This is a genomic window from Cupriavidus sp. USMAHM13 (assembly GCF_001854285.1).
Taxonomy (GTDB): domain Bacteria; phylum Pseudomonadota; class Gammaproteobacteria; order Burkholderiales; family Burkholderiaceae; genus Cupriavidus; species Cupriavidus malaysiensis.
On sequence record NZ_CP017751.1, the window covers coordinates 2,536,152 to 2,558,041 of the forward strand.

Here is a 21,890-nt window from a genome sequence, read left to right on the forward strand (position 1 = left end):
CGCGCTCCCTTGCCATGCGGCCCCCGCGGCCGTCCGGGCCGCGCCACGCCGGCGCGACCCGGGGCGAACTCTAACGGCGAGCGCCCACCGCCCGCCAGGGACAATCGGCCCGCTTGCCGCCGGGCCAGCCGCGGCGCGCGGACCGTGGCAGTGCGGCGCGCTTCCTGTCCGCGGTCAATCTGCACGGACGCGGCTGAAGCAAGTCATGGTGGAGAAGAGCCTGGGCAAAGCGCGTCGATCGGCCACGAGGCGGCTTCGACCGGCCTGTCTCCTGGACCACCTGACGCACACTCCACTCAATGGAAGCCCCAGCGCAGGTTCAACCTGCCGCGATGCTCTCGGTTGTTGCCGGCATGCTGCCCGGCATATCCCAGGCTCAGCGTGGCATTGCGGGAAATCGCCACTTCCCCGCCAACTTCGATCAACGCCGCATTGCGCGCGATCGGCGTTCCAGTCACCGTGAAGGTTTCGCTACCCCGGAACGCCAGTGTGCTTTCCGGGGTCACGCTGCCCAGGGCATGGCGCCAGCCCAGGCTTGCCGTGACACTGCCCTTGGCAGCCCCCAGTTCAAACGGTGTGCGTCCACGAACACCGAGCGTGGTGCTCGTCTGGTTGTCACGCTTGCGCTGGCCGTCCAGTGCGGCCGACCCGCCCGATTCGGAAAACCCGCGTGTACGGGTGTCGCTCCAGGCGATGCCGGCGAAGGGCTCAACCGTCGCGTCACGCACAGGAAGGGCGTAGCCGATTTCAGCGAAGAGCTGGCCGGTGCCCGCACCGTAATCGGCCGTAAGCGTCTGATCCAGGCCGGCGCCCGCCACCTTGCGCTCGGTATCGATGCCATGCCAGGTGTAGCCTCCGCCCATCATCAGGTTGAGCTTGCCTGAGCCGGCTTCAAAGGCCTTGCCGCCATACAGCAGTGCGCCGTAGCTCTTGACACTGGCCTTGGACGCGCGGGCATCGGTGTGGATGCTGCTATCCGTAAAGCCCAATGTGCCGCCGACACGCCAGCCGTCGCCCACGGCACCATCGGCACCCACGGAAATTCCGTACAGGGATTGCTTGATGCCCGCGGTGTCGCTGGTGCCATCGATGATCTGCCGGCCGCCGCTCACTTCCGCCCAGAATGGCTGTGCTTCCGGCACAGGCAGCGCGCCGCCCGGATCTGGCGCATCGACCGTGCCGGCGTCGGCGATCGTGGTGTCAGCTTCAGGAGACGCGCGGAAATGGCTGCGCATGGAGTTGAGCGACGCCTTATGCATCGAGAATAGCCGGGCTCCCGAGGCAGTGGCGCCAGCCTGAGGGGAAGCGCTGAGGTTGTTGCGCAGATGGTTGAGCGACAGGGTGCGCATCGAGCCGACGCCGCTGTGCAAGACCGCGCCGAGGCTGGCATGCGCCTCGCCGGAGAGGCTGTTGAACACCCCAGGCGGCGCTCCATTCGGCATGGTCAGCAGTTGCTGATAGAGCTCGCTGTTGGTGGGCAGGCTATCGAGGGCGCGTGCCACGGCACGCTGGTTCGGGGATTGCGCGAGCGAGGCAAAGCGTCCGCTTTGCCCGAATCTCAGCAGCACGGCAGTCGGGGTATAGGTCAGATTGGGTTCCAGGATGGCGAAGTCGGACTTCACCTGATCGAACTTGCCGTTGACGCCGCCGTCCGCGGTCAGGATCGTATAGTCGTGATTGGCCTTGAAATCCGTGCCGGTGTGCAGTGCCGTGCCGCCTTGCAGATCGGCTTTGCCGCTGGCGCTGACCCTGGTGTTCTGGTAGCCGTTCGAAGCCAGCTCGAGCGTCGACCCGGGCAGCATCGTCAGGTCTCCGGCAATCTTCAGGCTGCCGGGGTTGGCGGCCTGATTCCCAGGAGTGGGAACGTAGTATCCGGGAGAGAGAATGCCACCCGCGCCGACGACGGTCGAACCCACCGTTCCATACCCTGCCAGCTTCGCGCCTTCCGCGACATGCACGGGTCCGGAAACGCGCGCCTGTGCCCAGGACCCATCGTGTTGGCCGACTACCAGCGTACCGGCACTCACTGTTGTGGTGCCGGTGTAGGTATTGCTGCCGTCCAGTATCACCTTCCCGGCGCCAGTCTTGACCAGGCTGCCACCCGTGCCTTGGCCCTCGCCGCCATCCGCAATCACGCCACCCAGCACGCTGTCGTGGCCGAGTCCGCCGATGATCAGCGTCTTGCTGCCGAGGAAGACGTCCCCCTCGCCGCTGAGCGCGCCGATCGCCGTGCCAGCCGATGTCAAGCCGCTGATATCGACGCGTCCGCCCGCTTTGTTGGCGATCCGGGCAGTGTCCGCACTGGCTTGATCGCGCAAGAAGATGCTGCCTTGGAACTCGTTGGTCATCCTGGCTTCCCCGGCAGACGCCTGCGCGGAAAAGACCGTCGCGCCTTGCCCCTGGTTGACGATGGAAGCCGTGCCGGCGCTTGTCTGTTCGGAGAACGACGTGGCGCCGCCATGGTCGTTGTGGATCGACAACGCCTGGGCATCGGCGTTTGCCTCGAAACGCAGAAGCGAGCCGCTTCCCGTGACACGGACCGGACCGCTGCCCAGCGCGCCGGTGGCCTCTGCCGCCAGGGTGCCTGCCTGCACCGAGGTGCCACCCTGGTAGTCGTTGGCGCGCGCGATCTTCAGCGTTCCAGCGCCTGTCTTTTCCAGTACCCCGTTACCGCTGATATCGCCTTTCAGGTCGAGCACCGTGGACATCTGCGTGTCGAAGGTGCCGCGCCCCTCCAGCAGGACGGAGCGGACCGTCGCCATATCGGCGGTCGTGCGCAAGGCGCCGCCGTTGAAGTGCAGCCCGTTGTCGGAGGCCCCCAGCGCGGTGTCGGCGGACACCGCAAGCGTACCGGCGGAGAGCTTGTTGCCACCGCTGTAAGTGTTGGCGGCGGTGAGGACCAGGGTCCCGGCCCCGGTCTTGTTCAGGCCGTCCGTGCCCGCGATGACGGCGTCGATCGTGGCGGTGTGCTGCGCTCCCGCCGCAGAACCGTCTCCCACGCGGATCTCCACCGGTGCCGGGTGCTCGCCATCGGCGACAAGGTGCAGCGCATCTCCGCGGAGCGTGTAGCCGTCGGTCGCGAACTGGATTCCCCTTGCCTGCACGGTGCCCTCGGCGCTGCTGAGGGTGACATCGCCCCGCTCACCCGAAAAGATGGCGAATCCCGGCTTCGGCTGCATGGGCCCGCTCTGTGTCCCCATGGCATCCGCCCACATCGGCGATGCATTCGACCAGATGCCGGAACCCCCGCCGAGTTGCGTGGCGCTGGCGGCACCATTGGCGTTCCAGAAGTTGAGCGTGGCCCCGCTGCTGTTGACCAGGTTGATCTGTTTGGCCGAGTCCAGGTACTGCAAGGACAGCGATGAGCCTGCCGGACTGGCCCCCAGCACCAGCCCGCCATGGCGTTGCGTCAGGATGCCGTCATAGTCGAAGAGGCGATACAGCCCCACCCCCAGGCCGCCTGCATTGCTGGTATTGACGGTAGCGCCCTCGAGGGTCAGGTCCCCATGCACGCGGACGCTGCCGCTCTGGCCGGCGGATCCTGATGCACCCGGCGCGCCAAGGACGGAGGCGACGATGCTGCCCGAAGCCAGGGTCAGGTCACCGTTCACGGTCAATGTCCCGCCCTGGGCACCGCCCGGCGCCAGGATCCCTGCTGCGGCGACAGTGGTGCTGCCCACGCTGCCGTGCCCACCGAGCGTGCTGTCGCTCGCCACGGACACGGCGCTGGCCACGGAGGCGTCGACTCCTTCGGCGTCGCCCACCAGAAGCGTTCCCTGACGGACTTCGGTGGGACCGCTGTATGTATTGGCGCCGTTCAGCGTCAGGGTGCTGGCGCCTGCCTTGACGATGCCGAGCCTGCCTGCGCCGCCATCCCGGATCTGGCCGCTGTAGAACGAATCACCGTGGATGCTGCCATCGACCACCAGCGCCGCATCGTCGGTACCGGTGTTCTGGATGAAACTGTCGTGCGGCTTTGCCCATGGTGCCGTTGCCGGGATGGAAGTGATCTTCCCGATGGTCGTGCTGTGACCATTCAGATGCAGCAGGCCCCCGTTTGTGTATTCGGTTCCGAACTCGATGACCGCATTGGTGCTGAGGGCATTATGGGCTTCGACCTCGATGCGGCCATCTTCTTCGGCCACGATCCGTCCGCCATCCACGGCATGGGTTGCGGTGGCGTGCAGCACGCCACCGATTATCTGCTGCCCACCGGTGATCGCCCGCGGCACCAACGCATTCAGATTGCCGCCTACCCTGATTCGTCCGCCACTGACGGCCTCCGCAGCCTTGGCATTCAGGGCGCCGCCAATGGTGAAATACCCATAGATTGAATCCGCAACATTGGCATTTATCGTTCCGCCCCGCGCCATTGAGACGTTGGCGCCGTGGAGGAGCTCTCGATCATCATGGAAATTCTGGGCCGCGTTTATATTGAGCGTAGTGCTATCCTTGAAGTATATATCCCACCAATTGGCGGTTCTAAGCACATCCTCGCCATTCAGGTTGAGGGTACTGCTGTCCTGAAACCAGAGGCGATCCCAGATGGGCACGTCAGGCTTATACCCGGCGGGCCCTATCGCTCGCGGCGCATTGATCTCCATCGTGCTGTTGTCGTGGAAGTCAATGCTCGAGACGAAGTAGCCTCCACCTGTTGAAGCCCGAAAAGGACTTTCCACCAGGGCATTTTCGCTGGCGAGCACGAACTTGCTGCCGTCATAGAACCTTGGCCTTGCGCTCACCGCCTGCGCGGCATTGGCATTCAACGTGCTGTTGTCGTGAAATTCGAAGGTAGGGGAGTAACCGCCTTCGCTGCCGAGCGCCTCCGCAACATTGGCGTTCATGACGCTACGGCCACGCATGTAAATATAAGCCGCTGCACGCTCAGCATTGAGGTTCAGTGTACTGTCGTCGAAAAAACTGGAGTTCGTGAAGGCGCCGGTTGCATTTGCCATGGCAACACTGCTGCCATAAAAGGTGGCGTCCCACAGTCCATATTCGGCGTTTCCATTTGCCACGCTTTGGTCAAGAAACTCTATGCTTGCTGGCAGGTACTCTTCTCCTTCCGTTCCCGGCCGAGCGGTACTCGTACCGAGGACCGCGTTCTGTGCATTGATATTGAAAGTGCTTTGATCCCGGAACGTCAGTTTTGGAGGCCGCGCCGAAGGCGTGTAACTCTCTTTCCCCAAGATGCCATTGGTCTCCGATACTGTCAGCGTACTCGCCCCGGAGAAGTCAAGCGTTCCGACGAACATGCCACGGTATCTTCGAACATCGAGCTTGCTGTTATCGGTAAACCGGGCACTCTCTGCATTGAATATGCCGTCCTCGAGAGAGATCGTAGTGCCGTCGAGAATCATGGCGCTGTTGTCGTGGAAGCTCTGCTCACCACCGGTGATCGCGTTGCTCACGCTCGACTGGAGCACGCTGTTGCCATGGAAGCGCTGCACCCCTCCTGTCAGGGCATGCGCGGCGTTGATGTCCAGGCGAGACTCGTCGCGGAAGGTCTGTTCACCGCCACGAATGGAATTTTTCTCATTCGCTTCAAGGCGGCTATTTTCTAGGAAGAGCTGCTCGCCATCGGCAAACGGCCCATGAACGACCTCATTTCCGGCGTAGACCTGTGCCATTGCACGCTCGGCAGGATGCACCAGCAGGCCGCCGACGGCGATCGCGAGAGCCAGGCTCCGACACTGTGAACGCCCGTTTTTAGAGTGTCCCTTGGCGACCTCGCTGACAGCCTGCCAGATTCCGATACTCCGATTGAAAATAATCCGATAAGTGTGATTCATGGCTTCCGTGTGTTCTTGCGTTGCTTTTCCAGCCGAGCTGGCGCTGGGGCAGCACGATCTGATAGCGACCCACGGAAATTGTCGAGGCTTGACTATTGGGAAATATGTGGGAATACCTCATTCTCCACAAGGAATAATCCCAACCTCCCTGGCAATATGCATCCAAATCCGAATAATGCGACCTGACATGAGAATTGAGGACGCAATGGAAATAGGAAAGCTCAGTGAAAGTCAGATCTTGGTGATCTTGAAGGAAGAAACGTGCGACTTGAGGGGAAACCGGTGTGCCGCAAGCCTGGGATTAGCGCTGCCACCTATTCCAGCACACCTGCTCCGGCGCGACGCGCATGCGCGAACTTGAGGCAGAGAACGCGCGGCACAAGCGGATGCATGCCGGCTCGGCGCTGGAGCGCGCTGCCATGAAGGACATGTTGTCCCGAGGAGGTGACGCCGTCCGCAAAGCGGCGGCCGCTGCGACTGAAGGCCAAGGAACGCCGCACGCCGAGTCACGACGCGACATTGCCACCGAACTCACACGCCGCGCCGAGCCTCACGCTGGCGGCAGCGGCAAGAGTGGCTGAGTTATCGAACGAACAACCGCGATCGGACGTTCGCAAGGGGCACTTCGCAGTTGAAGACTCAAGACACTAACGGCAAGCACCCACCGCCCGCCAGGGACAATCGGCCCGCTTGCCGCCGGGCCAGCCGCGGCGCGCGGACCGTGGCAGTGCGGCGCGCCTCAGGACAGGAAGCCGCGGATGAACCGGTTGATGCGCTCCGGCTGCTCATGGATGACCCAGTGCGTGCCCTCCGGGATGCGCTCCAGCCGCATGCCGGGCACGAAGCGATCCAGGCCCTCCACCAGCGACTTGGGCAGGGCGGTATCGCGCTCGCCCCAGATCACCAGGGTCGGCACGCGCACGACGAAGTCGTCGGGATTGAGGCGCGACACATCGGGCGCCGCTTCGCCCGGCTGCGGCGGATGCATCGGCGAGGCCCGGTAGAAGTTGACGCCGCCGGTGAGCGGATGCGAACCCGCCGCGCCCGGCTGCGACCAGGCGGCGTGGTACTTGGCGCGCGTCTCGCCGGCGAACCAGGGCGCCGGCTGTGCACCCTTGCCGGTCAGCATCGCCTCCAGCATGGCGAAGTTGTCGGCGGCCAGCGCCTGCTCGGAACCCGGCTTGCGCAGCCAGTTCATATAGGCCGAGGCCGCTTGCTGGGCGGGGTCGTGCGCCAGCGCCTGTGCGAACAGGTAGGGGTGCGGCGAATTGACGATGACCAGCCGTTCGACCAGGGCGGGATGCTGCAGCGCCAGGTTCCAGCAGATGGCGCCGCCCCAGTCGTGTGCCACCACGATGGCGCGCTGGTAGCCGAGCACGCCGATCAGCTGCACCAGGTCTTCGACGATATGGCGCGGCTTGTAGGCGTCGACCTCCGCCGGCTTGCTCGACAGGTTGAAGCCGCGCAGGTCTGGCGCGACCGCATAGTGCGTCTGCCCGAACTCGGCGAGCTGCGCCTCCCACTCGTACCAGAACTCCGGGAAGCCATGCACGAAGAGCATCAGCGGCTTGCCCGGCTCGCCGGCACTGGCGTAGTGCAGGCGGGTGCCGTTGGGCAGGTCGGCGAACTGCAGGTGGCGGATCACGGCGGCAGCGGTCATGGCATCTCCCTCGGATTGGATCGGTAGGCGGCCCGGCGGCATCAGCCGCGCAAGGCCTTGCTCAGTTCCTCGCGCATGCCCGGCTTGTCGGCGAAGGGGTCGCCGGGATTGCGCTGGGCGATCAGCGCCTCGAAGCGCTGCTGCACCGGAGCCAGCGATTGCGGATGGGAATAGATGTAGAAGCGGTCCTCGCGGATGGCGTCGAAGGTCATTTCTGCGACGTGCTGGGCGGTCACCTTGCCCGAGCTCACGGCCTTGTCCGACAGCGCCTGCGACACCAGCTGCGAGCGCGTCGGCGGCGCGGCGTTGGCCAGGTCGGCGGGACGGTTGCGCTGCGACTGCGAAATGCCGGTCGGCACGAAATAGGGGCACAGCACCGAGCAGCCGACCTGCTCGGTGACCAGGCTCAGGTCCTGGTACAGCGTCTCGCTCAGCGACACCACCGCGTGCTTGGAAACGTTGTAGACGCCCATCGCCGGCGGATTGAGCAGGCCCGCCATCGACGCCGTGTTGACGATGTGCCCGCGGTAGGAAGGGTCGCGCTCGGCGGCGGCCAGCATCAGCGGCGTGAAGATGCGCACGCCGTGGATGACGCCGTACAGGTTGACCCCCAGCACCCACTCCCAGTCACGCTCGGAGTTCTCCCATACCAGCCCGCCGGCGCCGACACCGGCGTTGTTGAACAGCAGGTTGACCTCGCCGAAGGCCGCCATGGCGGCATCCGCCAGGGCCTGTACCTGCTCGGCCTTGGACACATCGGTACGCACGCCGATGACCTGCGCGCCCTGCGCCTTGCATTCCGCCACCACGGCGTCCAGCGCTTCCTGCTGCACGTCCGCCAGCACCAGCTTCATGCCGAGCGTGGTGCCAAGGCGGGCGAATTCCTTGCCGAAACCGGAGCCACCGCCGGTGATCACTGCGACCTTGCCTTCGAATTGCTTCATGTTTGCCGTCCGTTCCTGACGTGTGAATGTCGATCGTGTGAGTGTGGGATGCAGGCGCCCGCCTTCAGGCCGCGCGCTGCACGTGGAAGCCCAGGCGCGGGAAATGCACGTTGAGGGCGCCGGCGCGCGGGTCCTGGCGCCGCAGCGTCACCATGCGGTCGTCCAGGGACACCAGCGTGCCGGACACCGGATCGCGCGCATAGTCGGTCGGCGTGACGCAGACGCCGTCGCCGACCGCAAACCCGCTGTCGGCCGAGGCCTGCGCCGTCAGCGGCTGCGGCACCGCGGCCTGCGCGGCGGCCAGGGCCGTGGCGCTGTCGATGACACGCACCTCGCCATGACCGAAGGCCTGCATGCGCGCATACCAGGACTGGATGGCCGGATAGCCTTCCAGCCAGGCCGTCTGCACCGGCGCGCGCTTGAGAAACCAGAGGTTGTGATAGAGCGAGAAGTCCGCCAGCGACAGAGCCGCGCCGGCCACGTGCGGCACGCCGCCGGCCATCTGCACTTCGAGCCGGGCCAGGGTGTCGCGCAGCAGCGCGGCGGCCTCGCCCAGCGGCACGCCGAGCGCATTGCCGTCGCCGCGCATGGCCTTGCGGTCGGCGCGGAAGGCCTGGATCTGCTCGGGCGTCATGCGGCCCAGGATCTCCTGCGCGCCGCCGGTCTGGAACAGGTAGGACGCCACCGCGCCGAACAGGACCGTATCGAACCAGCTGGCGAGCAGGCGCGCGGCGCCCGCCTGGGCTGGCGGGTACAGCGGCGCCGGGGACGGCGCCAGCGCGTCGATCACGTCGCAGATCAGCGCCGTGTCGCAATAGACGTCGGCACCGATCTGCAGCACCGGCGTGCGGCGGTAGCCGCCGGTCAGCGCGATCACGTCAGGCTTGGGCAGGATGGGCGGGATCTCGACCGCCTGCCAGGCCAGGCCCTTGGCGCCCAGCAGCAGCCGGACCTTCTCGGAAAACGGGGATGTCGCGTATTGATGCAGGATCAGCTCAGCCATGTCCTCTTCTCGTTGTTTCTTCATCCGCTCGCGCCGGGCCGCGCGTGCCAACCGGCGGCACCCGCCGCCGGCGGGTGCCGCCCTCCTTGTTGCTAACGTCCTGCCTGCTTGAGCGCGCGCAGGGCCATGCGGTCGACCAGCCCCGGCGCCAGCAGCTTGAGCCAGAGCCCGAGCCGCCCTTTCGCCGTCATCACCAGCTCGCGCCGGCGCGCGGCCATGGCGGCCAGCATCTGGCGCGCGCACTCCTGCGCGCTCATGGCATCGTCCTCGCGCAGCCGGCTCTCGCCCAGCGGCCGGCCGTCGGGCCCGAAGCCCGCCACCCGCGTGGCCGTGGCCACCACGCCGGGAAAGACCACGCAGACGTCCACCCCGCTGCCCTGCAATTCGCAGCGCAGCGCCTCGCAGAAACCCGCCAGCGCGAACTTGCTGGCCGAGTAGGCGGTGCGGCCCGGTACGCCGACCTTGCCGGCCAGGCTCGATACCGCCACCACCAGGCCGCGGCGCTGGCGCAGGTGGGGCAGCGCCTCGCGCGTGCACCACATGGCGCCGAAGTAGTTCACGCGCATCACGGTCTCGTAGTAGGCGAAGTCGGAGACCTGCTCGAAGTAGCCATGCGCCGAGACGCCGGCATTGTTGACCAGCACGTCGATGCCGCCGAAGTGCGCGGCGACCTCGGCCACCAGTTGCCGGCAGGCGTCCTCGCTCGACACATCGGTCCGCCAGGCCACCGCGTCGGCGGCGGGATGCTCGCGGCGGATGCGCGCCACCAGCTCGTCCAGGCGCTCCAGCCGCCGGGCCGCCAGCGCCAGCCGCGCGCCCTGCTGCGCCAGCAGCAGGGCCAGTTCCGCGCCGATGCCGTCGGAGGCGCCGGTGATCAGCACCACCTTTCCGGTGAAGGGCGCCACGGCTCAGTCCAGCAGGTCCGGTTGTTCCTTGACGATGCGCGCATAGAGCGGCTGGAACTGGAACCAGCCCGCCTGCGACGTGCCGACGATGGAGTAGGCCTGGCGCGCGGCCGCGTCCGAGATCACCTTGAGCGGTGCATTGGTGCGCGCCGCGGCGGCCTCGGCCAGCAGCTGCACCTGGCAGGAGCGCTCCATGGTGATGAACCACCAGGCCGCCTCGTCGACCGTCTTGCCGACGGTCAGCAGGCCGTGGTTCTGCAGGATCGCGGCCTTGTTCTGGCCGAGCGCGTTGGCGATGCGCTGGCCTTCGTCCAGTTCCACCACCACGCCGCCGAAATCGTCGTAGACGGCGTGGTCGTTGTAGAAGGCGCACACGTCCTGCGTGAGTGCGTCGAGCGGACGCCCCAGGGTGGACCAGGCGCGCCCGTAGGTGCTGTGCGAATGCGCGGCAGCCACCGCATCGGAGCGGGTCTGGTGCACACGCGAATGGATGGCGAAGGCGGCCGCGTTGACCGGGTAATCGCCCTCCACCACATTGCCGTGGTGATCGCAGCGGATCAGGTTGGAGACCTTGACCTGGCTGAAGTGCACGCCGAAGGGATTGACCCAGAACGTGTCGGTGAACTCGGGATCGCGCGCGGTGATGTGGCCGGCCACGCCCTCGTCGAAGCCGAAGCGCGAGAACAGCCGGAAAGCCGCCGCCAGGCGCTGCTTGCGGTGCAGGCGTTCCTCGGCAGCGGTGGCGAACTGCGGCGGGCGCGGCAGCATGCGGTAGCGCGCCTTGATCTCTTCCGACAGGCCGGCGGCCATCTCATCATCCCTGGCGGGCATGGCAGGTGCATTCATAGGGTGTCTCCTCTTGTTGTCCGGGCCGCGTACGCGGCCTCCTGTGCCTGGCATGCGGGGCGGCGCGGCCGCCCCGGCGCGCCGGCTTACACCAGCTTGACCAGCTGCTTGCCGAAGTTCTTGCCCTTGAGCAGGCCCATGAAGGCCTCCGGCGCGCTGGCCAGGCCCTGCGCCACGGTCTCGCGGAACTTGATCTTGCCCTGGGCCACGCCCGCGCCCAATTCCTGCAGCGCCTGCGGCCAGAACTCCATGTGCTCGGAGACGATGAAACCCTCCACCGTCAGGCGCGAGACCAGGATCAGCTGCGGATTCTTCAGCGGCAGCGGCTGGCCGTCATAGCCGGCGATCATGCCGCACACGGCGATTCGGCCGAACGGGTTCATGCGCGACAGCACCACGTCGAGCACGTCGCCGCCGACGTTCTCGAAGTAGCCGTCGATGCCGTCGGGCGTGGCCTCCTTCAGCATCATGTACAGCTCCTTGGCATCCTTCGCCGCCTTGTAGTCGACGCAGGCATCGAAGCCGAGTTCATTGACCACGTAGTCGCACTTGTCCTTGCCGCCCGCCACGCCGACCGCGCGGCAGCCCTTGAGCTTGGCCAGCTGGCCGACCACGCTGCCGACCGCGCCCGAGGCGGCGCTGACCACCACGGTCTGGCCGGCCTTGGGCTTGATGATCTGGTTGAGGCCGTACCAGCCGGTGACGCCGGGCATGCCCACCGAGCCGAGGTAGGCCGACAGCGGGATGTGGGTGGTGTCGACCTTCTGGATGCCGGTGCCGTCGCTGACGCCCATTTCCTGCCAGCCGAACATGCCCACCACCTTGTCGCCGGCGCTGAACTTCGGGTTCTTGCTGGCCACCACTTCGCCCACCGTGCCGCCGATCATCACTTCGCCGAGCGGCTGCGGCACCGCATAGGACTTGCTCTCGTTCATGCGCCCGCGCATGTACGGATCCAGCGACAGATAGTGGTTGCGCACCAGCACCTGGCCGTCGGCCAGCTCGGGCACCGGCACGGTCTCTAGGCGGAAGTTGTCCGGCGTCACCGCGCCGGTCGGTCGGGAAGCCAGCACGATGCGTTGGTAGGTCTGCGACATATTCATTTCCTTTCAGGGGAATAGACAGGATAGGACAACGACGGGCCGCCGCGTCCGTCTCCTGCCGCCATTTCACTGCTGCTTCATCAGTTCTTGTGCCAGCGCGCGGAAGGCCGGCAGCGTGACCGGGTCGTTGGCGCCATTGGCCGCGATCGGGTGCGAGGCATAGCGCACAATCGTCATCTGCGCCTTGGGATCGACGTAGATGGCCTGGCCGTGGATGCCGCGCGCCTCGAACGCGCCGTGGTCGTCGTTGGCCACCCACCACATATTGCGGTAGCTCCAGCCCGGCAGCGTGGCATAGCCTGCCTTGGCGAACTTGGCCGGATCGCCGCCGCGGCGGATATCCGCCACCACCGCGGCCGGGATGATCTGGCGGCCGTTGAAGCGGCCGTCGTTGCGCATGGTCTCGCCGAAGCGGGCCAGGTCGCGCAGCGCCGTGTTCAGGCCGCCGCCGCCGGATTCATTGCCGATGCTGTCGACGATGAAATAGGCATCCTGCTCGGCGCCCATCGGTTGCCAGATGCGCTCCGACAGCACGGTCGAGAGGTTCTGTCCGCTCACCCGCTTGACGATCCACGCCAGCAGCTCGGCATTGACCGTCTTGTAGGCGAAGGCGGTGTCATGCTCGCCGTCCTTCTGCAGCGTCTTCAGGAAGGCATAAAAATCCTTCGGGCCGGCGTAGTCGGCCGGGCGCGGGATCATGCCGCCTGCGCGCGAGTAATCCCAGATCTCGGCCTTGGGATCGGCGTAGTTTTCCGAGTACTTGACGCCGACGGTCATGTCCATGACCTCGCGCACCGTGGCATCGCCATAGGCGGTGCCCGCCATCTCCGGCAGGTAGCGCGTGACCGGCGCCGACGGATCGAGCTTGCCTTCGGCGGCCAGCATCGCCGCCAGCGTGCCGACGAAGGACTTGGTGACCGACATGGCGATGTGCTGCGTGTGGTCGTCCAGCGCGCCGAAGTACTTTTCGTAGATGACCTTGCCCTTGTGCATCACCAGGATGCCGTCGGTATAGGTCAGCGCCAGCATCTCTGCGAAGGTGTGGCGCTGCCCGTTGGCATCGGTGTACGGCACCTGACCGATATCGCGCGGCGCGTGCGGCAGCGCGCTGGGCGCGCCGCGCCCGCGCCAGACCGCCGCGGTCGGCATCAGCTGGCGCACATGGGAGAAGGTCCAGCGGGTGACCGGGAAGCGGTTGCTGGCCAGGTCGAAGCGGATGATCTTGTCCGGCGCCGGCGGAAAGCCCTGCATCCAGCCCAGCGCGAGCGGATCGCTGTCGGCCGCGCTGGCGAAGGTCGGTGCGGCCGGCGCGGTGGCGGCGGAGGCGGGTTGGGCAGCGGTCTGCGCCTGCGCCGGATGGTTCATGGCAATCACTCCCGCGCCAGCCAGTGCCAGCGTGCTCAAGGTATGCGAAAAACGACCGCCGCGGCGCTTGCCGCGCTGGCTGCTCGTCATCTTGTCTCCTCCGTGCGTGTGCAATCGGATCGCTGTGTTTGTTGTACCGCTTGTTTTTATTGTGCTGCTGCTGGTGGTGCTGCTGGTGCGTGCCGGACTGCCGGTGGCGGCCCTGCTTGTCCCGCAGGTGCCGCCCGTCCTCCCCGCCCGGCGTCAGCCGTCGCCGCCCGGCTCCTCGGCACGCGGGCGCTGCGGCGGCTTGCGCTTGACATACTTGAAGGTGCCCGAGCCGCGCGACACCGTCTTGCCTTCGCCGTCGACGATCTCCGCCTCGCAGAAGGCCATGGTCGCGGTGCGGTGCACGCACAGGCCGCGCGCGGTCAGCTTGCCGCGCCCCGGCGCCATGAAGCTGGTCTTCATCTCGATGGTCACGACGCCGCGGTCCTCGCTGTCGGCCGAGCGGCCGGCCATCGCCATGGCGACGTCCAGCAACGTCATCAGCACGCCGCCGTGGGCCATCTCGAGGCTGTTCTCGTGGTGGGGGCGCAGGTCGAGTTCGATCTCGCTGCGTCCCTCGCCGAACTGGTTGCACAGTACGCCGAGGGAGGCGAGGAAGGGAATCTGGATGGGAAAGCCGTTCTTCTGGGTCATGGTCCTACGTGTGGCGAAAAACAGGGGGGCGCCTTGGCGCACCACCGCTATTAGAACCCATTCCGGTGGCGCAAAGCGCGATCAGACCGCGCTCAGACCGCGCTGACGCCGCCATCCACCGCCAGGATCTGCCCGGTGATGTGCTTGCCCGCCTGGCTGGCGAACAGCACGGCCGCGCCCTTCAGGTCCTCGTCGTCGCCGAGCCGGTGCAGCGGCACGCCGGCGCACATGGCGTCGACGCCCAGCCGCTCCAGCGAGCCCTTGGTCATCTTGGAGGGGAAGAAGCCCGGCGCCAGCGCGTTGACGGTGATGTTGTGCTCGCCCCACTCGCCGGCCAGGGTGCGCGTGAAGTTGACCACCGCGCCCTTGGAGGTGTTGTAGGCGATGGTCTCCATCGAGCCCGGCGGGTTGCCGGCCAGGCCGGCGATCGAGGCCACGTTGATGATGCGGCCATGGCGGCGCGGGATCATCGACAGCTTGCCGATGCGCTGGGTCAGCAGAAACAGGCCGCGGATATTCAGGTTCATCACCTTGTCCCAGGCCTCGACGGGATGGTCTTCGGCCGGTGCGCCCCAGGTCGCGCCGGCATTGTTGACCAGGATGTCGACGTGGCCCAGGCGGCCCAGCGCTTCGTCGGCCAGGCGCGCGATCTCGGCTTCCTGCGCGCCGTCGGCGGCGATCCAGTCGGCCTCGATGCCGCGTGCCTTCAGGTGGGCCTGTGCCGCCTGCAGTTCATCGGTCTTGCGTGCCGACAGCACCACGCGGGCGCCCTGCTCGCCCAGTGCCTCGGCGATCTGCAGGCCCAGGCCGCGCGAGCCGCCGGTGATCAGGGCGGTACGCCCGCTGAGGTCGAACAGTTCCTTCACGGTACTCATGGTCTTGTCTCCGCTGCTTGCTCAGGCGCGCTCCGGCGCGCCGTGTGGTTCGTCTTGAGTTCGTGTGGGGGGCTCGTATGCCGCCCCGGCCCGGTCCGCTCAGAACCAGGCGTCCTGCATGTCGAGCGTGGTGCGGTCCAGCGAGGCCAGCAGGTCGAGCTGCGGCCCTACCTTGGGCAGTTCCCATTGGAAGAAGTAGGCGGCCGCGGCCAGCTTGCCGCGGTAGAAGTCCTGCTCCTGCGCGCTGGCGCCTGCGGCCAGGGCCGCCTGGGCGATCAGCGCTTGCTCCAGCCAGATCCAGGCCACCACTACGTGGCCGAAGGCCTCCAGGTAGACCGAGGCATTGGCCAGCGTCACGTTGGGATCGCCCGCCGCCCACAGGGCCTGCGTGACCTCCGCCAGGCGCGCGGCAGCCTTGCCCAGCGCCTTCCCCTGCGCCGCCAGCGCGGCGTCGCCGCTGGCCTGCGCGCGGCCGATGGTGGCCGCCAGTTCCTGGGCCAGCGTCTTGAAGGCGGCGCCGTCCTTCATCACCACCTTGCGGCCCAGCAGGTCCAGGCCCTGGATGCCGTGCGTGCCCTCGTGGATCGGATTGAGGCGGTTGTCGCGGTAGAACTGCTCGACGTTGTATTCGCGCGTGTAGCCGTAGCCGCCGTGCACCTGGATGGCCAGGCTGTTGGCTTCCAGGCACCATTGCGAGGGCCAGCTCTTGGCGATCGGCGTGAGGATGTCCAGCAGCAGCGCCAGGCGTCCGTGCGCGGCGGCGTCGCCGGCCGCGGCGGCGGCACGCTCGCGGTCGACCAGCTGCGCGCAGTACAGGTTCAGCGCCAGGCCGCCTTCCACGTAGCTCTTCTGCGCCAGCAGCATGCGGCGGATGTCGGCATGCTCGACCAGGCGCACCTGCGGGCTGGCCGGATCCTTGCCGCCGGGGCCGACGGGGCGGCCTTGCGGGCGGTTGCGGGCATAGTCCAGCGCATGCAGGTAGCCGGTGTAGCCCAGCATCACCGCGCCCAGGCCGACGCCGATGCGGGCCTCGTTCATCATGTGGAACATGCAGGCCAGGCCCTGGTGGGGCTCGCCGACCAGGTAGCCGATGGCGCCGGCCTTGCCGGCCGGGCGGTAGCGGGTGCCTTCGCCGAAGTTGAGCAGGCAGTTGGTGGTGCCGCGGTAGCCCATCTTGTGGTTCAGGCCGGCCAGCGCCACGTCGTTGCGCTCGCCAAGCGAACCGTCGGGGTTGACCAGGTACTTCGGCACGATGAACAGCGAGATGCCCTTGACGCCGGGGATCAGCTTGCCGTCCGGGCCCGGGATCTTGGCCAGCACCAGGTGCACGATGTTGTCGGACAGTTCGTGCTCGCCGGCCGAGATCCACATCTTGTTGCCGCGCAGGCGGTACTGCGCGCCCAGCGGCGACTCGCCCTCATAGTCGGCACGCGTGGTGATGTCGGACAGCGAGGAACCGGCCTGCGGTTCGGACAGGCACATGGTGCCGAAGAAGCGCCCGTCCAGTTCCGGCTTGACGAAGGTGTCGATCTGCGCCGGCGTGCCGTGCGCCATCAGCAGGTTGGCGTTGCCGATGGTCAGGAAAGGATAGGAGCTGGTGCCGACGTTGGCGCCCTTGAAGTAGGCGAAACCGGCCTTCTCCACCACCACCGGCAGCTGCATGCCGCCCAGTTCGAAGTCCTGTCCGGCGGCCATCAGGCCGGCCTCGCAGAAGGCCTTCAGCGCGGTCGAGACCTCGGGAATGATGGTGACCTTGTCGCCGTCGAACTCGGGCTCGTGCTGGTCGTTCTTCTTGTTGTGCGGCGCGAACAGGTCGGTGGCGATCTTCTCGCAGGTGTCGAGCGCGGCGTCGAAGGTCTCGCGGCTGTGCTCGGCATAGCGGGGAATGCGGGACAGTTCCTCGACCCGCAGCCATTCATACAGCAGGAAATTCAGGTCTCGGCGGGATAGGATCAGCGACATGGCAGGATACGGCTCCCAGACGGATGGGTGGGAAATACGAATGCGCGCGGCGCACGGGGCACCGCGCCAGTCTCCGGACCGGCGCGCCGGGATGGCTGGCCGGTTCTCTGTATTGGATCGTTGCCGGACCGGGCTTTGCCCGGTTCAGCGGGTCTGCAGTGGAAAAAAGGCGCTTGCGCGCCCTTCGTCCGTGTCGATCAAGCCGCCTCGCCCAGCCTGGCGATGGTGCCCTGCGCCACCGCGCAGAGCTTCTCCTCGCCATCCTTGACGACGAACACGTCGCAGCGCACCACCGCCTGCTGGCGGCCGTGGCTGACGCATTCGGCGCGCGCGACCAGCAAATCGCCGATCGCGGGACGTACGTAATTGATCTTGAACTCCGAGGTCACCACGGGCGCCGCCATGGCCGCGCCGCCCGCATAGGTCAGCGCGTTGTCGGCCAGGTAGCTGACCACGCCACCGTGGGCGAAGCCGTGCTGCTGGCGCAGCGCCTGCCGCAGCGGCAGGCGCAGCTCGGCCCGCCCCGGCGACATCGCCGCCAGCTCGGCCCCCAGCAGCACCGAGAAGGGCTGGTCCGCCAGCACCTCCCGGCCCCAGGCCAGCATCGCGTCCGCGGTGGCCGGCGCTCCCATCAGAGCACTTCGAACAGCCCGGCCGCGCCCTGGCCGCCGCCGATGCACATGGTCACCACCACGTACTTGACGCCACGGCGCTTGCCTTCGATCAGCGCGTGGCCGACCAGGCGGGCGCCCGACACGCCGTAGGGGTGGCCCACCGCGATGGCGCCGCCGTTGACGTTCAGGCGGTCCATCGGGATGCCCAGCGTGTCGGCGCAGTACAGCACCTGCACGGCGAAGGCTTCGTTCAGCTCCCACAGGCCGATGTCGTCGACCTTCAGGCCAGCCTTCTTCAGCAGCTTGGGCACCGCGAAGACCGGGCCGATGCCCATTTCATCGGGCTCGCAGCCAGCCACGGCGAAGCCGCGGAACACGCCCAGCGGCTGCAGGCCCTTGGCCGCCGCCACGCGGGCATTCATCACCACCGCCGCCGAGGCGCCGTCGGAGAACTGCGAGGCGTTGCCGGCGGTGACCACGCCACCGGGCACGGCGGTGCGGATCTTGGCCACGCCTTCCAGCGTGGTGTCGCCGCGGATGCCCTCGTCGGCCGAGATGGTGACTTCCTTGGTGACGAGCTGGCCGGTGGCCTTGTCGGCCACGCCGGCGAGCACGGTCATCGGCACGATCTCATCCAGGAACTTGCCGGCTTCCAGCGCCGCGAAGGCGCGCTGCTGGCTGCGCACGCCGTACTCGTCCTGGCGCTCCTTCGAAATGTTGTAGCGCTTGGCCACGTTCTCGGCGGTCTGCAGCATGTTCCAGTAGATTTCCGGCTTGTTCTTCGTCAGCCAGCTTTCCTGGACCATGTGGCGGTTCATTTCCTGCTGCACGCAGGAGATGCTCTCCACGCCGCCGGCGACGAAGATGTCACCCTCATCGGCGATCACGCGCTGCGCGGCCATGGCGATGGTCTGCAGGCCGGACGAGCAGAAGCGGTTGACGGTGGCACCGGGCACGGTCACCGGGCAGCCGGCGCGCAGCGCGATCTGGCGGGCGATGTTGGCGCCGGTGGCGCCTTCCGGGTTGGCGCAGCCCATCAGGATGTCTTCCACCTCGCCCGCCTCGATCTTGGCGCGCTCGATGGCGTGCTTGACGGCGTGGCCGCCCAGGGTGGCGCCGTGGGTCATGTTGAAAGCACCCTTCCAGCTCTTGGCCAGGCCGGTCCGTGCGGTCGAAACGATCACTGCCTCGTTCATGTCTTGCTCCTCGGTATCTCTTGGTGTCTTGCGGTATGCGGTTGGCGCGTCGGTTTGCGCATCGGTCTATGCATCAATGGGCCGGACCGGGCCGGGCTGGCTGCGGCAAGGCATCGGACTGGGCGCGCACCACGCCGGCCGCCGCCATCTGCTGCCAGGCGCTCGCCAGCGAGCCCTGCAGGTCGATGGCACGGCAGGCATCCTCGACGACAACCGCCTCGAAACCGGCGGCACGCGCATCGAGCGCGCTCCAGGCCACGCAGAAGTCCGTGGCCAGCCCCACGCAGAACACGCGGCTCACGCCCTGCTCGCGCAGGTAGCCGGCCAGGCCGGTGCGGGTGGCACGGTCCGCCTCCAGGAAGGCGGAGTAGCTGTCCACCTGCCGCTGGCAGCCCTTGCGGACCACCAGCCGTGCGTGCGGTATCGCCAGTCCTGCGTGCAGCGCGGCGCCCGGCGTGTCCTGCACGCAGTGCACCGGCCACAGCACCTGCTCGCCATATGGCAGCGGCAGCGTCTGGAACGGCTGGGCGCCGGCGTGGTTGGCGGCGAACGACACATGGTCGCCCGGATGCCAGTCCTGCGTCAGCACCACCTGCGCGAAGCGGCGCGCCAGCCGGTTGACCACGGGCACGACCTCGTCGCCATGCGGCACGGCAAGCGCGCCGCCCGGCATGAAGTCGTTCTGCACGTCGATCACCAGCAGGCAATCACCGGGGCCGTATTCGAAGCCGTCTTCGAATACATTGCCGGAGCCCTTCGCGGTATCCATCTCGCTGCCCTTCCTTGCCGCCGGCCGCCCGGCGCGCGGAGAGTCCCCGCACGCGCCCGGACGCGCCAGCCGCGCTCAGTCGTTAAAGCCCTTGCCTTCGGCCGCCAGCTTCTTCAGCAGCGGCGCTGCCTGCCACGCTTCGCCGTGATAGCCCTTGGCATAGCGGGCCATCGCCAGCGCGACGTTGTACAGGCCGACCTGGTCGGCGTACAGCATCGGGCCGCCGCGGAACAGCGGGAAGCCGTAGCCGGTCAGGTAGACCATGTCGATGTCCGAGGCCTTGGAAGCGATACCCTCTTCCAGGATCTTGGCGCCCTCGTTGACCAGCGCGAACACCAGGCGCTCGACGATCTCCTCGTCGGAGATCTTGCGGCGGGTGATACCCAGGTCCTTGGAGTGCTGCACGATCATGTCGTTGACCTGCTGGTTCGGGTACGGCTTGCGGTCGCCCGCCTTGTAGTCGTACCAGCCCGCGCCGGTCTTCTGGCCGAAGCGCCCCATCTCGCACAGCAGGTCGGCGGTCTTCGAGTACTGGATGTCCGGCTTGTCCACGGCGCGGCGCTTGCGGATGGCCCAGCCGATGTCGTTGCCGGCCAGGTCGCCCATGCGGAACGGGCCCATGGCGAAGCCGAACTTCTCGATGGCCTTGTCGACCTGCTCGGGCAGCGCACCCTCGTCGAGCAGGTAGCCGGCCTGGCGGCTGTATTGCTCGATCATGCGGTTGCCGATGAAGCCGTCGCACACGCCCGACACCACCGCGGTCTTCTTGATCTTCTTGGCGACCTGCATGACCGTGGCCAGCACGTCCTTGGCGGTCTTGGCACCGCGCACCACTTCCAGCAGCTTCATCACGTTGGCCGGGCTGAAGAAGTGCATGCCGACCACGTCCTGCGGGCGCTTGGTGAAGGATGCGATCTTGTCGACGTCCAGCGTCGAGGTGTTCGAGGCCAGGATGGCGCCCTGCTTGACGACTTCATCCAGCTTCTTGAACACGGTTTCCTTGACGCCCATCTCTTCGAACACGGCCTCGATCACGAGGTCAGCGTCCTTGATGTCGTCATAGGTCAGGGTGGTGGTCAGCAGGCCCATGCGCTGCTCGACCTTCTCCTGCGTCAGCTTGCCCTTCTTGGCGCTGTTCTCGTAGTTGCGGCGGATGGTGGCCACACCACGCTCCAGCGCGTCAGCCTTCATTTCCAGCATCGTGACGGGGATGCCGGCGTTCAGGAAGTTCATGGTGATGCCGCCGCCCATGGTACCGGCGCCGATCACCGCGACCTTCTCGATCTTGCGGATCGGCGTGTCGGACGGCACATCGGGGATCTTGCTGGCGGCACGCTCGCCGAAGAAGGCATGGCGCAGCGCGCGCGACTCCGGCGTGCCGACCAGGAACATGAAGCCTTCGCGCTCGGCCTTCAGGCCTGCCTCGAAGGGCTTGAGCGAGGCCGCCACGGCTTCCAGGCACTTGACCGGCGCCGGGAAGTTCTTGGCCATCGCGGTGACGGTGTTGCGGGCGAAGCCCAGGTAGCCTTCCGGGTTCTCGTGCTTGACCTTCAGGTCGCGCACCTTCGGGTAGGGGCCGGGCGCGGCCGCGGCGTTCCTGGCGAACTGGACGGCGGCGGGCAGGACATCCCCTTCCACGATCTCGTCGAACAGCTTGGTGCCGGCGAACTTCTCGCTGGGCACGGCAGCGCCCGAGACGATCATATTGGCGGCGGCCTCCAGGCCGATCACGCGCGGCAGGCGCTGCGTGCCGCCGGCGCCGGGCAGCAGGCCCAGCTTGACTTCCGGCAGCGCAATCTGCGCGCCCTTCGAGGCCACGCGGTAGTTACAGCCCAGCGCCAGTTCCAGGCCGCCGCCCATGGCGACGGAGTGGACAGCGGCGACCACCGGCTTGGTCGAACCCTCGATCACGCGGATCACCGAATGCAGGGTCGGCTCCTGGGTCGCCTTCGGCGTATTGAACTCGCGGATGTCCGCACCGCCCGAGAAAGCCTTGCCGGCGCCAGTGATGACGATGGCCTTGACGGCCGCATCATCCAGCGCACGGGTCATGCCTTCGACGATACCGAGCCGGGTGCTGTAACCCAGGCCATTGACGGGGGGATTGTCGAGCGTGATGACGGCTACGCCGTCCTGAACCTGATACTGCGCTGTCATGCTGGTTCCTTTGGTGTC

The 21,890-nt window shown here is 67.0% G+C and carries 16 protein-coding genes; 1 reads left to right on the top strand and 15 read right to left on the bottom strand.

Going from position 1 to position 21,890, the window contains the following annotated elements; genetic code table 11:
- Positions 1–296 precede the first annotated feature (296 nt).
- Positions 297–5,792 carry an autotransporter domain-containing protein gene (locus tag BKK81_RS11155; protein ID WP_083384066.1) on the bottom strand — a complete coding sequence of 1,832 codons (5,496 nt, stop codon included), beginning with the start codon at positions 5,790–5,792 and terminating at the stop codon, positions 297–299.
- A gap of 347 nt (positions 5,793–6,139) precedes the next feature.
- Here BKK81_RS11155 and BKK81_RS35355 point away from each other — a divergent pair, with 347 nt between their 5' ends.
- Positions 6,140–6,373: a hypothetical protein gene (locus BKK81_RS35355; protein WP_156811229.1), complete on the top strand. Its 234-nt coding sequence runs from the start codon at positions 6,140–6,142 to the stop codon at positions 6,371–6,373.
- A gap of 158 nt (positions 6,374–6,531) precedes the next feature.
- Here BKK81_RS35355 and BKK81_RS11160 read toward each other — a convergent pair whose 3' ends face one another.
- The 14 genes from BKK81_RS11160 to BKK81_RS11225 all read right to left on the bottom strand — a co-directional run bounded on the left by BKK81_RS11160 (position 6,532) and on the right by BKK81_RS11225 (position 21,872).
- Positions 6,532–7,452 (bottom strand): alpha/beta fold hydrolase, encoded by a 921-nt coding sequence (locus BKK81_RS11160; protein ID WP_071012851.1) that lies wholly within the window; start codon positions 7,450–7,452, stop codon positions 6,532–6,534.
- A 41-nt stretch (positions 7,453–7,493) separates the two neighbouring features.
- On the bottom strand, positions 7,494–8,396 hold the full coding sequence (locus tag BKK81_RS11165; RefSeq protein ID WP_071012853.1) for an SDR family oxidoreductase: 903 nt from the start codon (positions 8,394–8,396) through the stop codon (positions 7,494–7,496).
- 64 nt (positions 8,397–8,460) lie between these two features.
- Positions 8,461–9,399, bottom strand: a complete 939-nt coding sequence (locus BKK81_RS11170) for a glutathione S-transferase family protein (RefSeq protein WP_071012854.1) — start codon at positions 9,397–9,399, stop codon at positions 8,461–8,463.
- 92 nt (positions 9,400–9,491) lie between these two features.
- On the bottom strand, positions 9,492–10,304 hold the full coding sequence (locus BKK81_RS11175; RefSeq protein ID WP_071012856.1) for an SDR family oxidoreductase: 813 nt from the start codon (positions 10,302–10,304) through the stop codon (positions 9,492–9,494).
- Between the two features lie 3 nt (positions 10,305–10,307).
- Positions 10,308–11,150: a class II aldolase/adducin family protein gene (locus BKK81_RS11180; protein WP_071012858.1), complete on the bottom strand. Its 843-nt coding sequence runs from the start codon at positions 11,148–11,150 to the stop codon at positions 10,308–10,310.
- A gap of 86 nt (positions 11,151–11,236) precedes the next feature.
- Complete coding sequence (locus BKK81_RS11185) at positions 11,237–12,247, bottom strand: NADP-dependent oxidoreductase (RefSeq protein WP_071012860.1); 1,011 nt, start codon at positions 12,245–12,247, stop codon at positions 11,237–11,239.
- A gap of 72 nt (positions 12,248–12,319) precedes the next feature.
- Positions 12,320–13,618: a serine hydrolase domain-containing protein gene (locus tag BKK81_RS11190; protein WP_231908047.1), complete on the bottom strand. Its 1,299-nt coding sequence runs from the start codon at positions 13,616–13,618 to the stop codon at positions 12,320–12,322.
- A gap of 243 nt (positions 13,619–13,861) precedes the next feature.
- Positions 13,862–14,299 carry a PaaI family thioesterase gene (locus BKK81_RS11195; protein ID WP_071012861.1) on the bottom strand — a complete coding sequence of 146 codons (438 nt, stop codon included), beginning with the start codon at positions 14,297–14,299 and terminating at the stop codon, positions 13,862–13,864.
- 92 nt (positions 14,300–14,391) lie between these two features.
- A complete protein-coding gene (locus tag BKK81_RS11200; RefSeq protein ID WP_071012863.1) occupies positions 14,392–15,174 on the bottom strand; it encodes an SDR family oxidoreductase in 783 nt (260 codons plus the stop codon).
- A 99-nt stretch (positions 15,175–15,273) separates the two neighbouring features.
- Positions 15,274–17,136 (bottom strand): acyl-CoA dehydrogenase, encoded by a 1,863-nt coding sequence (locus BKK81_RS11205; protein WP_071012865.1) that lies wholly within the window; start codon positions 17,134–17,136, stop codon positions 15,274–15,276.
- Between the two features lie 197 nt (positions 17,137–17,333).
- Entirely contained in the window at positions 17,334–17,768 is a 435-nt protein-coding gene (locus BKK81_RS11210; protein ID WP_231907909.1) for a PaaI family thioesterase, read from the bottom strand.
- Positions 17,768–18,946 (bottom strand): acetyl-CoA C-acyltransferase, encoded by a 1,179-nt coding sequence (locus tag BKK81_RS11215; protein WP_071012866.1) that lies wholly within the window; start codon positions 18,944–18,946, stop codon positions 17,768–17,770. Before BKK81_RS11215 ends, BKK81_RS11210 begins: the two co-directional genes overlap by 1 nt.
- 73 nt (positions 18,947–19,019) lie before the next feature.
- Positions 19,020–19,715 carry a bifunctional nicotinamidase/pyrazinamidase gene (gene pncA, locus BKK81_RS11220; RefSeq protein ID WP_071012868.1) on the bottom strand — a complete coding sequence of 232 codons (696 nt, stop codon included), beginning with the start codon at positions 19,713–19,715 and terminating at the stop codon, positions 19,020–19,022.
- Positions 19,716–19,790: 75 nt separating this feature from the next.
- Positions 19,791–21,872: a 3-hydroxyacyl-CoA dehydrogenase NAD-binding domain-containing protein gene (locus tag BKK81_RS11225; protein WP_071012870.1), complete on the bottom strand. Its 2,082-nt coding sequence runs from the start codon at positions 21,870–21,872 to the stop codon at positions 19,791–19,793.
- Positions 21,873–21,890: the final 18 nt, after the last annotated feature.